Annotated in this window: 9 protein-coding genes; 1 reads left to right on the top strand and 8 read right to left on the bottom strand. The window is 56.5% G+C overall.

What is annotated here, in order from left to right; translation table 11 throughout:
- The first annotated feature begins 255 nt into the window (after positions 1–255).
- The gene (locus A8710_RS05590; RefSeq protein ID WP_068858543.1) at positions 256–2,697 is read left to right on the top strand and encodes a PKD domain-containing protein; all 2,442 of its coding nucleotides are present in this window, start codon (positions 256–258) and stop codon (positions 2,695–2,697) included.
- Here A8710_RS05590 and A8710_RS05585 read toward each other — a convergent pair.
- The 8 genes from A8710_RS05585 to A8710_RS05550 form a co-directional block, all read right to left on the bottom strand.
- Complete coding sequence (locus A8710_RS05585) at positions 2,694–3,821, bottom strand: GNAT family N-acetyltransferase (protein WP_068858541.1); 1,128 nt, start codon at positions 3,819–3,821, stop codon at positions 2,694–2,696. The two genes, A8710_RS05590 and A8710_RS05585, sit on opposite strands and share 4 nt — an antisense overlap.
- Positions 3,818–4,849, bottom strand: a complete 1,032-nt coding sequence (locus A8710_RS05580; protein ID WP_068858539.1) for an alpha/beta fold hydrolase — start codon at positions 4,847–4,849, stop codon at positions 3,818–3,820. The genes A8710_RS05585 and A8710_RS05580 overlap by 4 nt, the downstream gene beginning before the upstream one ends.
- 91 nt (positions 4,850–4,940) lie before the next feature.
- Entirely contained in the window at positions 4,941–5,903 is a 963-nt protein-coding gene (locus A8710_RS05575; protein ID WP_198341624.1) for a DUF5995 family protein, read from the bottom strand.
- Between the two features lie 76 nt (positions 5,904–5,979).
- Complete coding sequence (sucD, locus tag A8710_RS05570) at positions 5,980–6,858, bottom strand: succinate--CoA ligase subunit alpha (RefSeq protein WP_068858535.1); 879 nt, start codon at positions 6,856–6,858, stop codon at positions 5,980–5,982.
- Positions 6,859–6,860: 2 nt separating this feature from the next.
- Positions 6,861–8,024, bottom strand: a complete 1,164-nt coding sequence (gene sucC, locus A8710_RS05565) for an ADP-forming succinate--CoA ligase subunit beta (protein WP_068858533.1) — start codon at positions 8,022–8,024, stop codon at positions 6,861–6,863.
- 29 nt (positions 8,025–8,053) lie between these two features.
- The gene (gene lpdA / locus A8710_RS05560) at positions 8,054–9,487 is read right to left on the bottom strand and encodes a dihydrolipoyl dehydrogenase (protein WP_068858531.1); all 1,434 of its coding nucleotides are present in this window, start codon (positions 9,485–9,487) and stop codon (positions 8,054–8,056) included.
- A gap of 16 nt (positions 9,488–9,503) precedes the next feature.
- Positions 9,504–10,694, bottom strand: a complete 1,191-nt coding sequence (odhB, locus tag A8710_RS05555; RefSeq protein WP_068858528.1) for a 2-oxoglutarate dehydrogenase complex dihydrolipoyllysine-residue succinyltransferase — start codon at positions 10,692–10,694, stop codon at positions 9,504–9,506.
- 39 nt (positions 10,695–10,733) lie between these two features.
- Positions 10,734–13,574: a 2-oxoglutarate dehydrogenase E1 component gene (locus tag A8710_RS05550; RefSeq protein ID WP_068858526.1), complete on the bottom strand. Its 2,841-nt coding sequence runs from the start codon at positions 13,572–13,574 to the stop codon at positions 10,734–10,736.
- Between the last annotated feature and the right edge of the window lie 250 nt (positions 13,575–13,824).

The following is a 13,824-nucleotide window of genomic DNA, read 5'->3' as shown; positions in this document are numbered from 1 at the left end:
CCAGTAACAATTACAGCTTAATATGCTCTTCAGACTGCACTCAGTGGCATAGGTAATTATTCATCAACAGAGCAGTTAGGCATATTCAGACATGAACTGGCCTTGTCAAATCAGCCCATAGCACTCCCTCGCCTAACGTCAAATTGATGCAAGTACGTTTGCTGCCAACCCCATTGATGCTGTATTTTTAATCAAAAAAATGCCCTCGTCATTTTTCACGACTAAGGCTATAAATAATTTCTACGAGCATGTCCAATGAATGCCTTTCGTCTTTTAAGCCTATCGTTTATTGCTACAGCCCTTATTGCCTGCGGTGAAACCACATCCTCATCGGGCAACTCCAGCAGCAATCCTCGCACGGATGCCGAGCGCCCCGTGGCCATTGCCGGCAATAGCCAAACCGCGAAAGAAGCGGAGCCCGTGACGCTGCAAGGACAAGCCAGAGCCGGTAGCCAGCAATCCGTTCGTCGAGTTTCTTGGTCGCAACTAAGCACCGATAGCATTAAAGCCAGCCTACCCACGGATACCGGACAAGCCAGCATCGAATTTAATGCACCGCAGGTCGAGCAAGACACCGTGCTTACCTTTATTTTCCGCGTTGAAGATAACCTAGGTCAAAGCAGCGAAGACAAAACCACGGTGCTAGTGCGCAACGTGCTGCCAAATCGCTTACCTATTGCTAACGCGGGTGCCGATCAACGCGTTAGCCATGAAACAACCAGTGTCATCTTGGATGGCTGTAAATCGGCTGACCCAGACGGCGAAATAAGTCGTTATGTGTGGACCTCTTTGGCCACTTCGCCTGCCACTTTCGTGGGAAGTTCTTGCAAAGTCACAACGGTTTTGAATGCACCCTCTGCGGCAGAGAAAGTGTATGCCTTTGAGCTGACTGTGACCGATAACGACGGCGCCGAAGATCGTGCGCAAACACGAATCACCAAGAGCGCTTCCACCGCCAATACCGCTCCGGTGATTGAGCAAGCTCAAGCCAACCCTAACCCTGCTCGTCCCCAAGAGCCTGTAGCACTGAGAGTGCGTGCTCAGGATGCCGATAACAACGGCTTAACTTTTATGTGGAAACAAACCAGCGGTGAGGCCGTGTTTCTTGCCGATGCCAATAGCGCAAACGCTAGCTTTACTGCACCCGCCAATGCCAGCACGCTGAGCTTTCAAGTCACCGTTTCGGATGGCTTAGCCAGCACCTCGGAAAACCTCAGCGTGCCGGTTGCCGCTCAAGACAACTACGGCGAGCCCAGCCTAACGGATTGCCTAGCCGCACCAACACAAGTAGGCTGTTTCAGCGGCTTGAAGCAACTACTGACTGCTAACCCCGTCGCGCCTGCATTAGGTGTCTCCACAGGATCCGATTCGGCTGGCGCTTGTAATCCTGTGGGTCGTACCGATTGGCCTCACTTTACGGGCATGCTGCATGAGCACACGGCATATTCCGATGGTTTCCAGCTCTCTAAACCTGCTGATGTCTTTGCACGGGGCAAGGCCAAAGGCTGGTCGTTCGCCATCTCCACCGATCACTCCGATAACATGGGGCTCCCCGTACCAGTTGTCATCGCTAAGGACCCGGAGTTTTGCGCCACCAACCCACTCGCCTGCGTACTTTCGGACCCGGAAAATCCCGCGAGTAACCTCACAAAATGGGAAGCTACTCAGGCACAAGCCCTCCAGGCCACAACACCTAGCTTCACCGCCATTCGTGGTTTCGAATGGACGTCTGACCGTTTTGGTCATGCCAATGTGCTGATGTCACAGAACTATGTGAACCCGAAAACCGGACCGGGCTATGTGGTGACGATGGAAGGCTTCTGGGCTTGGTTTGTAACCCCCGCGAGTCGCGGCGGCGGGGGTGATGGACTTATGGTGTTCAATCACCCCGGTCGCGAGGACGCTATTCATGGCCCACTCACCGAATTAAAAGATGCTCTCGCTCCGCTCGGCATTGCAGGCTTTGCCAATCAAAGCCCTCTCCCGAGCAACCCCATTCAAGACCTACTCACCGCTCCCGGTGACCCTGCCTATGCGTTTAATGACTTCAATTATGTTCCGAGTGCCGACTATCGTGTGGTGGGTATTGAAGTGTTTGGTAAAGGCGACGAATACGATACCGATGGCAAGCTACAAAGCTGGTTTGGCTATGCCTTAGACAAGGGCTGGTATCTCGCGCCCACAGGCTCGGAAGATCATCACGAAACCGGCTGGGGCAATAGCAACCTGCCAAAGACCGTGATCATTGCGCGCACTCAGAGCCAACAAGACTTGCGCGAGGCCCTGTTGGCGCGACGCACCTATGCTGTGGCACAGAACTATAACCATCTTCTGTTAAATTTTACGGCCACGCACAATGGCGTGAGTTACCCCATGGGCTCACGCTTGTCGCTGCCTAACAATGAGCTTCAATTTCAGGTCAGCGTTAACCAGCGCGCGGGTAAAAGCACGCCGCTGCAAGCGCAAAATACCGTGATTGATGTGATCAGTTCGGTGCGCAATAACCAAGCTGGCTACGCGCCAGTAGCCTCGGCATCGGGAACGACGAGCCGCTTTACGCTGAACAACGACGCCCGCCAACATTGGGCATTTGTGCGAATCCGTGATCAAGCCACCGGCAAGATTGTTGCCGTTTCCGCGCCTATCTGGTTCAAGCGCGCCAGCAGCTCATTACCGAGCTGCAACAACGGTCGTTAAGTGCTGGTTTTCAGTGGGCAGGCCGTTTGCGCTGCCTGCTGATAGCGCAGGACCTCGCCGCGTTCACGCTGTAGAAAATCGGCAATAGCCGCATGTAGGCCGCCGTGTCGGAGCAAATGCCAGGAACTGGTCAGCACGGGCTCAAAACCGCGAATGAGCTTGTGCTCTCCTTGCGCACCGGCATCGAAAACATCAAACCCTTGGGCAATGGCGCGCTCAATACCTTGATAAAGACAGGCTTCAAAGTGCAATAGAGGGATCTCGTCTAACGCACCCCAATAGCGCCCATACAGCGTTTTGTCTCCGGCCAAATACAGCGCCATCGCGACTAACTCACCCTCTCGCTCTACGCAAAGCACCTGCACTGCCCGCGCCATCGTGACAAAAATCTCGGCAAAAAAAGCAGGCGTCAGATAGGGCTGTTGCCCACGCACCGCATAGGTATTGGCATAGCAGGCGTAGATGCGCTGTTGCAAAGCAGCGTCGCAGTCATCGCCATAACGCCAGACATACTTCAGCCCCAGCGGGATCAACTTCTTGCGTTCTTGCCGAATTTTCTTACGACGATCTGCGGTGAGTTGCGCGAGAAACGCCTCAAAGTCTGTATAGCCGCGATTGAGCCAACGGTACTGACAGTCGCGCCGATGCAGCCAACGCGTATCACTGGCAAAACAGGCATCATTCGATGAGTCCGTAAAGTTTACGTGTAAGCCGCTAAAGCCTGCCCAGGCCGAATGACTAGGCAACTGCATCAGCAAATCATTCACGGCCTTGGCTGCGCCGAGTAAGCGTGGGCCGGTGATGGGACTAAAGGGCACGGCCGACAACCATTTCGGGTAATACCCTAGACCCGCACGAAAGGCCGCCTCTGCCCATCCCTGATCAAACACATACTCGCCGCGAGAGTGCAGCTTTTGCCAGCCGGGCATTGCTGCCACCAATTGACCGACATCGTTGTGCAGCACGGCATGTGCAGGCTGCCAACCCGTGCCGGGGCCGACGCTTTCGCTGAGCTCTAAAGCCAATAAAAACGCATGCGACAAAAACGGCTGATCGATAGGGACTAGGGCATCCCAATCCGCCGCCCGCACGTCACGGATGCTGTTAAGGCAGTGCAGCGTCATGGTTGGCCGAGATCTACCGCCGGCAATTCTGGCCAGATGGGCCACGGCTGAGCCAAGGGGGGGCGTACCTCGCCACGACTAAAGGCCAAAACTGCCGCTGTGACCTCCGCTGTCTTTGTGTGATGCGGGGCATGCCCTGTCTTTGGTAACAGCAAAACTTGTGCTTGCGGAATGACCGGCAGCAAGCGTCGTCCATGATTCCAAAACGGCACCAGCGTATCGGCCTCGCCGTGAATGATCAGCAAGGGTGACTTTATGTGGTGGTAGTGCGGACTTAGCGTTTGCATGAACACGCTGAGCTCATTCATGTCGCGAACATTGTATAGGTAGGTTTTAGGACGCAGCGCCAGCGCAATACCGCTGCGCTCCACCTGCCCTTCCGGTACAGGATCGGGGGCGAACACTTCCGCCAGTCCCTCTTGCACAAAATGCTTACCGATGGGCTGAACCAAGGTGTGAGCAAAGAGTTTGTTCAGCCAAGGCCGTTGTTCCGCCAAGGTGTATTTCCAATCTAAAGGACCTGTCCAATGCCCGGCCACGCCACTTAATAACACGCCGCCCGAAACGCGCTCGGGCAAGTGAACGAGGGCCGACATCACCACCGAACCCGCCCAAGAGTGGCCTAGTATGAGCGGCTTATGTACGCCTAACGCCTCACTGGCATCGAGCAATAACGACGCCACTTGCACGGGGTTTAGCCAGCCTGCGTCTTCGGATGGCCGCTCACTAAAGCCGTAGCCGGGCCGATCAAAGGCAATCACGCGATGCGTCTTGGCTAATTCTGGTAGCAAACTGCTGCTAAATTCACGCAGATTCGAACTGGCACCATGGACCAGAACAATGGCTGGCCCCTCGCCTGCCATTACTTCGCCTGCCATCACATAGTGCAGCTTCACGCCCTTGACCGTGATGAATTGACCAATGGGGTCATGCTGCTGCTCGGCTCGCGACACACCAACGCCTGTCATGACCATCAACGCAGCTGAGCAGAGCAAGACAGATGCAAGCAATAAATAGGGAAATTTCATAACAACTCAGAGGTAAAAAAGTAGCGCTACTGTTGCCGTCTCGCGGAAGAAGATCAAGCGGACAGTGCAGCCATCATTTCGATACCCAGCGTTAGTTTGCCTTCTGAGCCTCACAGTACGCTTTCCGCATGGCACGACGGCCAGGCACCTCACCTACTTTCATCACGGTCCCGGTGATCAGCGCCTGTTGCTCAATGCTTTCGCGCGTAAGTGCATCATCACTTTGCGTCAGACGCTCAGCATTACGCCACACCCCTTCGCGCCAAAGGGCCACGAGTTGCATTGCGGCTAAATTCCCCGGCACGCCCAGATCAGCAACATTCAGCATTATGGGGTCATACCGCTGCCCCACCGCTTGCACAATGCGCGGATATGCACGATTCAGAATGGAATTAAAGTGATCGTGATCAGCCTTACGAGACTCCCCACTGGGCAAGGTAAGGCCAGTTTTTGCTACTGCAAAAGGCATATCCCGCTGAACATGTGCGTTAATCGCCATAAGCATGTCATGGCCACCCGTCCAATCACCTTCTTGTGCCACATCCATGACTAACTGCCAGGCCGGCGGAATAGCCTCGCCAGCTAAATGCGCTCGAATCATCTGCTCATAAAGACGATAAAACTCCACAGCTTCCTGACCCAGCCCAGCTGGATCTTGAAAGACACTGGGGTCATTTTCCATTTGCCAACGGGTTTCTTGGGTGAGTAAGCGATAGACCGTTGGAAACACCGCGCGATGATCACAGCCGAAAAATCGTTCCCAGCCTGCCAGCTCAGCTTCAACCCAGCGCAGACACTTCAATCCATCTAGACCACAGGCTTCAGTGTAATCAGGTGCGGATGACGGAGAACTCAACGGCGGTAGGATATTAGTTAGCGGCAATAACGGCGCTTGGCTCGCGCTGGCCGGAGTGTCATTAGGTAACGGCGCGGCGCCCGCTGACGCTGTAGGTTCACCACACGCGGTAAGGATCAAGCAGGTTATCGAAAACCAAAGCACTAGCACGCTGCGCATACAGGTCTCACTTACGTGATTAAAAGTTGAACGAATCATAACGGCCCTCCATAAAAAAGCCCGCTATGCATGAAAGCAAGCGGGCTTTTTCACATCACCAAACTACAAGCCGGAATTACTTCCAACCCGTCAATTCAGCAATGGCGGCACCCAGCATGGCCGGGTTCGACACGGTCTTCACACCAGCGGCCTGCAGCGCAGCGAACTTCTCGTCCGCCGTGCCCTTGCCACCGGAGATGATGGCACCGGCGTGGCCCATGCGCTTACCAGCAGGAGCCGTGACACCGGCGATGTAGGAAGCCACTGGCTTGGTCACATGCGCCTTGATGAACTCGGCAGCCTCTTCTTCCGCCGAACCACCGATCTCGCCCACCATGATGATGGCTTCGGTCTGCGGGTCGTCCTGGAACAGACGCAGCGCGTCGATGAAGGTCATGCCCGGGATCGGGTCGCCACCGATGCCGATGCAGGTCGACTGGCCGAAGCCGAGGTCGGTGGTCTGCTTCACGGCTTCATAGGTCAGCGTGCCCGAACGCGACACGATGCCGACCTTGCCCGGCAGGTGGATGGAACCCGGCATGATGCCGATCTTGCACTCGCCCGGCGTGATGATGCCCGGGCAGTTCGGCCCGATCAGACGCACGCCACCCTTGCGCAGGATGTATTCCTTGACGAACAGCATGTCGATGGTCGGCACACCTTCGGTGATGCAAACCACCAGCTCGATGCCGGCATCCACGGCTTCCAGGATCGAGTCCTTGGCGAACGAGGCCGGAACATAGATCACGGAGGCGTTGGCGCCGGTCTTCTCGACGGCTTCACGCACGGTGTCGAACACCGGCAGGCCGAGGTGCGTGGTGCCGCCCTTGCCCGGCGTGACGCCACCGACCATGTTGGTGCCGTAGGCAATCGCCTGCTCGGTGTGCAGCGTACCCTGCGAGCCGGTGATGCCCTGGCAGATCACTTTCGTGCTTTTATTGATCAGGACACTCATGTTCAGGCTCCCACAGCTTTGACGACGAGCTCGCCCGCTTCGTTCAGCGAGGCGGCCGGAATGATGTTGAGACCGGATTCGCGCAGCTTGGCGGCACCCAGTTCGGCATTGTTGCCTTCGAGACGAACCACGACCGGCACTTTCACGCCGACTTCCTTCACGGCGCCAATGATGCCTTCGGCAATCATGTCGCAACGAACGATGCCGCCGAAGATGTTGACCAGCACGGCTTCCACGGAGTCATCGGAGAGGATGATCTTGAAGGCTTCGGTCACGCGTTCCTTGGTGGCACCACCGCCGACGTCGAGGAAGTTCGCAGGCTGGCCGCCCTTGAGCTTGATCAAGTCCATCGTGGCCATGGCCAGACCAGCACCGTTAACCATGCAGCCGATGTTGCCTTCGAGCGCAACATAGTTCAGCTCCCACTCAACGGCACGACGCTCGCGCTCGTCTTCCTGGCTCGGGTCATACATGGCCTTGAGCTTGGGGTGACGGTACAGGGCGTTGGAGTCGATGGCGATCTTGGCATCCAGGCAGTGCAGATTGCCTTCGCTGGTGATGACCAGCGGGTTGATTTCCAGCAGCGCCAGATCGAGGTCGGTGAACATCTTGCCGAGGCCCATGAAGATCTTCACGAACTGCTTGACCTGTTCGGCACTGAGGCCGAGCTGGTAGGCCAGTTCGCGACCCTGGTAGGCCTGCGGGCCGACCAGCGGATCGATGGCAGCCGTCAGGATCTTTTCCGGGGTGTCGTGGGCAATCTTCTCGATGTCCACGCCGCCTTCGGTCGACGCCATGAAGACGATGCGACGCGTCGCGCGATCGACCACGGCACCGAGATACAGCTCACGAGCGATATCCGTGCAGTTCTCGACGAGAATCTTGGAAACCGGCTGGCCCTTGGCGTCTGTCTGGTAGGTCACCAGACGCGTGCCGAGCTGGGCGCGGGCAAATGCCTCGACGTCATCCAGCGACTTCACCAGCTTGACGCCACCGGCCTTGCCACGGCCACCGGCGTGGACCTGGGCTTTGACAACCCAGACATCGCCACCAATGCGCTCGGCAGCGGCGCGGGCTTCTTCCGGCGTCGAGGCAGCGAAGCCCTTGGACACTGGCAGGCCATATTCGGCAAACAGTTGCTTGCCCTGATACTCGTGCAGATTCATCGTGTGATCACCACTCGTTGTAAAAAGAGTTACTTGCGCTTGCGCTGGATGGCGTGGATCGCACGACCATCAACCGCAAGCGCCGCTTCGTGCACTACTTCCGACAGCGTCGGGTGAGCAAAGCACATCAACTGCAGGTCTTCGACGCTGGCGCCGAATTCCAGTGCAATCAGTCCCTGGTGGATGATGTCACCGGCGGCAGGGCCGATGACATGCATGCCGAGCAGACGATCCGTTTTGGCATCGGCCACAAATTTCACAAAGCCCTGGTTGTCGTCCGAGGCCAGTGCGCGACCGTTCACCGCGAAGGCGAACTGGCCGGTTTTCACGTCAAAGCCTTCGGCCTTGGCACGCTCTTCGGTCATGCCGACCCACGCCACTTCCGGGTGCGTGTAGATCACCGAAATGATCAGGTCGTAATTGAACTGGGCATGGTGGCCGGCCATGATCTCGGCCGCCATCACGCCCTCTTCCATGGCCTTGTGCGCCAGCATCTGGCCACGCACGAGATCGCCGATGGCGAACACGCCCGGCACGGAGGCACGGCACTGGTCATCGACGGCGACAAAGCCGCGTTCGTCCAGCGACACGCCGGAATCCGAGCTGAGCAGACCGGCCGTGACCGGACGACGGCCAACGGCGACGATGAGCTTGTCGAACACTTCGCTGTGCTCGCCATTGGCATCGGTGTAGCTGACCGTGACCTGGCCATTGGCCACTTGCGTGCCGGTGACACGCGCACCGAGGCGGATGTCCAGGCCCTGCTTGGTCAGGATCTTCTGGGTTTCCTTGGCGATGGCACGATCGGCAATCGGCAGGAACTGATCCACCGCTTCCAGCACGATCACTTCCGAGCCCAGACGCGCCCAGACCGAACCCAGCTCAAGACCGATAACACCGGCGCCAATCACGCCTAAGCGCTTCGGCACTATCTGAAACTCCAGCGCACCCGTGGAATCGACCACCACATCATCGACCAGCTTGGCGACTGGAATTTGTACCGGCTCGGAACCCGAGGCCAAAATCACATGCTTGGCCTGAAGAATCTGAACTTCACCCTCCAGTGGGGTGAACTCGACTTGCTTGCCCGCGAGCAGCTTGCCGCTGCCCTGCAGCCAGGTAATGCCGTTGCCCTTCAGCAACTGAGCAATACCGCCGGTGAGCTGATCAACGACCTTGTCCTTGCGCGCCAGCATCGCGGCGAGATCGAGCTTGACCTCGCCGGTGCTGATGCCGTGATTGTCGTAACCCGCTTTCAGGTCGTGATACTTGTGCGACGAGTCCAGCAATGCCTTGGACGGGATGCAGCCGACGTTCAAGCAAGTACCGCCTAGCGATGGCTTGCCCTTATGCACTCGACGCTCGATACAGATGACCGAAAGGCCGAGCTGAGCCGCGCGAATGGCCGCCTCATACCCGCCGGGGCCGCCACCAATGACTACTAAATCAGCTTGTTGCGTCATAACTTAATTCTCTCGCTCAGATTTCCAGCAACAGGCGGGCCGGATCTTCCACCAGCTCTTTAATGGCCACGAGGAAGCTCACGGCTTCTTTGCCATCAATCAAACGATGGTCGTAGGACAGCGCGAGATACATCATTGGCAGGATCACAACTTGGCCATTCACGGCCATGGGGCGATCCTGGATCTTGTGCATGCCAAGGATTGCGGTCTGTGGCGGGTTCAAAATAGGGGTGGACAACAGCGAACCGAAAACACCGCCATTGGAGATGGTGAAAGTGCCGCCAGTCATATCGTCAATGGAGAGCTTGCCATCACGGGCCTTCTTGCCAAACTCCATCACGCCCTTTTCCATTTCGGCGATGCTCATCTTCTCGACGCTGCGCAGCACCGGCACGACCAGACCACGATCCGACGACACGGCTACGCCGATATCCTGGAAGCCGTGATAGACGATGTCATTGCCGTCGATGGAGGCGTTTACAGCGGGGAAGCGCTTCAACGCTTCAACGGCGGCCTTGATAAAGAAAGACATGAAGCCCAGCTTGACGCCGTGAACCTTCTCGAACTTCTCCACGTATTGCTTGCGCAGGTCCATGACCGGCTTCATGTTGACTTCGTTGAAGGTGGTCAGCATGGCGGTGGACTGCTTGGCTTCGAGCAGACGCTCGGCGACCTTGGCGCGCAGACGCGTCATGGGTACACGCTTCTCGACGCGCTCGCCCACAGACAACGCTAAGGCTGGTGCAGAAACCACTGGGGCCGGCGCAGGGATGGCAGCTGGCTTAGCCGCGGCAACATCCTCTTTAGTAACCCGACCACCCACGCCACTGCCAGCGACTGCGGCAAGGTCTACACCCGCCTCTGCAGCCGCTTTTCGTGCCGCCGGACCCGCTGCTGCTGGAGCCGATGCAGTGGGCGCTGGCGCCGCTGCGCTGGCAGCAGGCGCTACAGCGGCAGGAGCTGCAGCGGCACCGGCGGTGAAAATCGCCAGTACTTCTTGCGACAGTACCGTATCGCCTTCATTTTTAATGACTTGGCTGATCACACCATCGGCGGGCGCAACCACTTCCATCACCACCTTGTCGGTTTCGATGTCTACAATCAGTTCGTCACGCTTGACGGCTTCACCGAGCTTTTTGTGCCAAGTAGCCACCGTGCCATCGGCAACGGACTCTGGGAAAACGGGGGCTTTAATTTCCAGACTCATCTTGATATTCCTTCTAGCTCACTAATTGGCTTAACACATTCAGGCTGTTGTGGTGCCGAGGGCATCGGCGACCAAGGCCGCTTGTTCTTTTGCATGTAAATAAACCGAACCACACGCAGGCGCTGCTGAAGACGGGCGACCGGCATAGCCTATGGTCAACTCCGGCTTCCACTGACGCACCACGCGCTCAAGGTTATGGCGCGTGTTGTACCAAGCCCCTTGGTTCATTGGCTCTTCCTGGCACCACACCACGTCGCTGGCGTTGCTGTAAATCTTCAGGGCATCCACCAACATTCTGTCGGGGAAAGGATAGAGCTGCTCTACGCGCAGAATCGCCACGCCTTCCAGTGCCAACTCACGACGCTTATCGAGAAGGTCGTAATACACCTTGCCACCGCAGATGACGATACGCTTTACCGACTCTGGCGCAATGGCATCCAGCTCACCAATTACCGTTTGGAAGCGACCATGCGCCAAGTCTTCCAAGGTCGACACCGCCAGTTTGTGGCGCAGCAGACTCTTGGGCGACATGATGATGAGCGGCTTACGCAGCGGGCGCACGGCCTGACGACGTAACAGGTGGAAAATTTGCGCGGGCGTGGACGGCGTACAGACCTGCATATTGTGCTCAGCACAGAGCTGCAGGAAGCGCTCCAAACGAGCCGACGAATGCTCAGGTCCCTGCCCTTCATAGCCATGTGGCAACAGCATGGTCAGGCCGCAGAGACGCTCCCACTTGGTTTCGCCACTGGAGATGAATTGATCAATAACCACTTGCGCGCCGTTCGCAAAGTCGCCGAACTGGGCTTCCCAAATAATGAGTGCATTCGGTGTGGTCGTGGAGTAGCCGTATTCAAACGCTAGCACAGCCTCTTCCGATAGCAACGAATCATAGATATCGAAGCACGGAACACGCTTGCTGATGTGCTGTAGCGGCACATAGGGCTGGTTGTCTTTCTGGTTGTACATGATGGCATGGCGGTGCGAGAAGGTACCGCGCCCCACGTCCTGCCCCGTAAGACGTACCAACATGTCTTTGTCGAGCAAGGTGGCGTAGGCCATGATTTCAGCCGCGCCCCAGTTCAATTCCAAGTTGCCGGACCACATGCGCTGACGATCTTCCAGCACTTTTTGTACTTGGCGCTGCACCACAAAGCCTTCAGGCAATGCGCCTAAGCGCTTACCCAGAGCTTGCAACTCAGCGATAGGCACCCCGGTTTCCCACTCATCCACCACGGCGTGGTTTAAGTACGGTGTCCAGTCCACGAAGAGCGTTTTGTTGGGCTCCATCACCAGCGATTTCACCACATGCTGGCCCGACTCCAAGGCTTGGCGGTATTCATTAACCATCGCATCGGCTTCACCCGGTGCGATCACGCCAGCTGCCAGCAGACGTTCTGCATAAAGTGCACGCGTGGTCGGCAGGTTGTTAATCACCTGGTACATGATCGGCTGCGTCGACGACGGCTCATCGGCTTCGTTATGGCCGCGACGACGGTAGCAGTACATGTCGATGACCACGTCTTTCTGGAACTCCATACGGAAGTCCACGGCCAGTTGTGTCACAAACAACACAGCTTCAGGATCATCACCGTTGACGTGGAAAATGGGGGGTTGAACCATTTTCGCGACGCCGGTGCAGTACTCAGTCGAGCGTGCGTCATCAATACGGCTGGTGGTAAAGCCCACTTGGTTATTCACGACAATGTGAATGGTACCGCCGGTGCGATACGCCCGGGTCTGGGACATCTGGAAGGTTTCCATGACCACGCCCTGACCGGCGAATGCAGCGTCACCATGAATGCTAATGGGAAGCACCATTTTTCCCGTGACATCGCCGCGACGATCCTGGCGCGCACGCACAGAGCCTTCTACTACGGGTGACACAATCTCCAAATGCGACGGGTTAAAGGCCATGGCCAAATGCATTTCACCGCCGGCGGTGAGGATGTTTGACGAATAGCCTTGGTGATACTTCACATCACCCGAACCTTTGGCGTTAAAGGTTTTGCCTTCGAACTCATCAAACAGATTGGCGGGGTTTTTACCTAAAATATTGACCAGCACATTCAAACGGCCACGGTGAGCCATGCCAATCACGGTTTCTTTCGTGCCGTAGGTACCCGCGCGCTGAATACACTCGGTCATCATGGGAATCAAGGATTCGCCACCTTCAAGGCCAAAACGCTTTGCACCGGCATATTTGGTGCCCAGATATTTTTCTAAGCCTTCCGCTGCCGTCAGTTGCTGCAACAGTTGCTTACGGGTTTCAGCCGAGAAATTGGGATTACCGCGCATGCCTTCCATACGCTGCTGCAACCAACGCTTTTCGTTGGTATCCACAATATGCATGTACTCCACGCCGACGCTGCCACAATAAATGGCATTCATGGCATCGACCATTTCACGCAGGGTGCACTCTTCTTTGCCAAGGGCGAGATTACCGGTGTTGAACACGGTATCCAGATCAGCCAAAGACAAGCCGTGTTGTGACAGCTCTAAATCCGGAACGGACGGCCTGGGCATCAAGGCCAACGGATCGAGCTTGGCGCGTTGATGTCCACGGTTGCGATAACCGGCAATTAATTGCAGTACCGCGACTTGCCTGCGCTCGTGATCGGTACTGACGCGGCTAACGGCCATAGGCTGAGAGCGACTGGAATTTTTGGCTAAGAGCAGGAATTGCTCGCGCACACCTTGATGCGGCGTGTCCTGACTAATGTCAGCAACGCGGGGAAGCTTTTCGAAGTAATTGCGCCAATCTTCTGGGATTGATTGTGGCGCCACTAAGTATTGTTCGTACAGCGCCTCAACATAGGCAGCGTTCTCTGCGGAAAGTTGCGAACTTCCTCTCTGGCGCAACATCTGGCCATCTTGCATAGTCTTTTTTTCCCGAGCAAACGTGTTTGGGCGATCGGCCTCAACACACGCGTCCACTATTGAATCAGATTCTCACGTGCCTTTTTGAGGCAGCGTGACCCCCATCCCTTTCTCTTGATGGTGCGTGCTCACCAAAACAGTGCAAAACCATTACACCATTCAGCGCGCGATGCCAGTAAGCAATATACGCACCAACTTCACATGCCCCACGTGAACTTGTTCAGAAAACCAGCGTCAATGACATATTCTG

This window comes from Perlucidibaca aquatica (assembly GCF_001676655.1).
Classification (GTDB): Bacteria; Pseudomonadota; Gammaproteobacteria; order Pseudomonadales; family Moraxellaceae; genus Perlucidibaca; species Perlucidibaca aquatica.
Note: the sequence above shows the minus strand (reverse complement) of the source record. Positions and strands in the feature narration are given on the sequence as shown.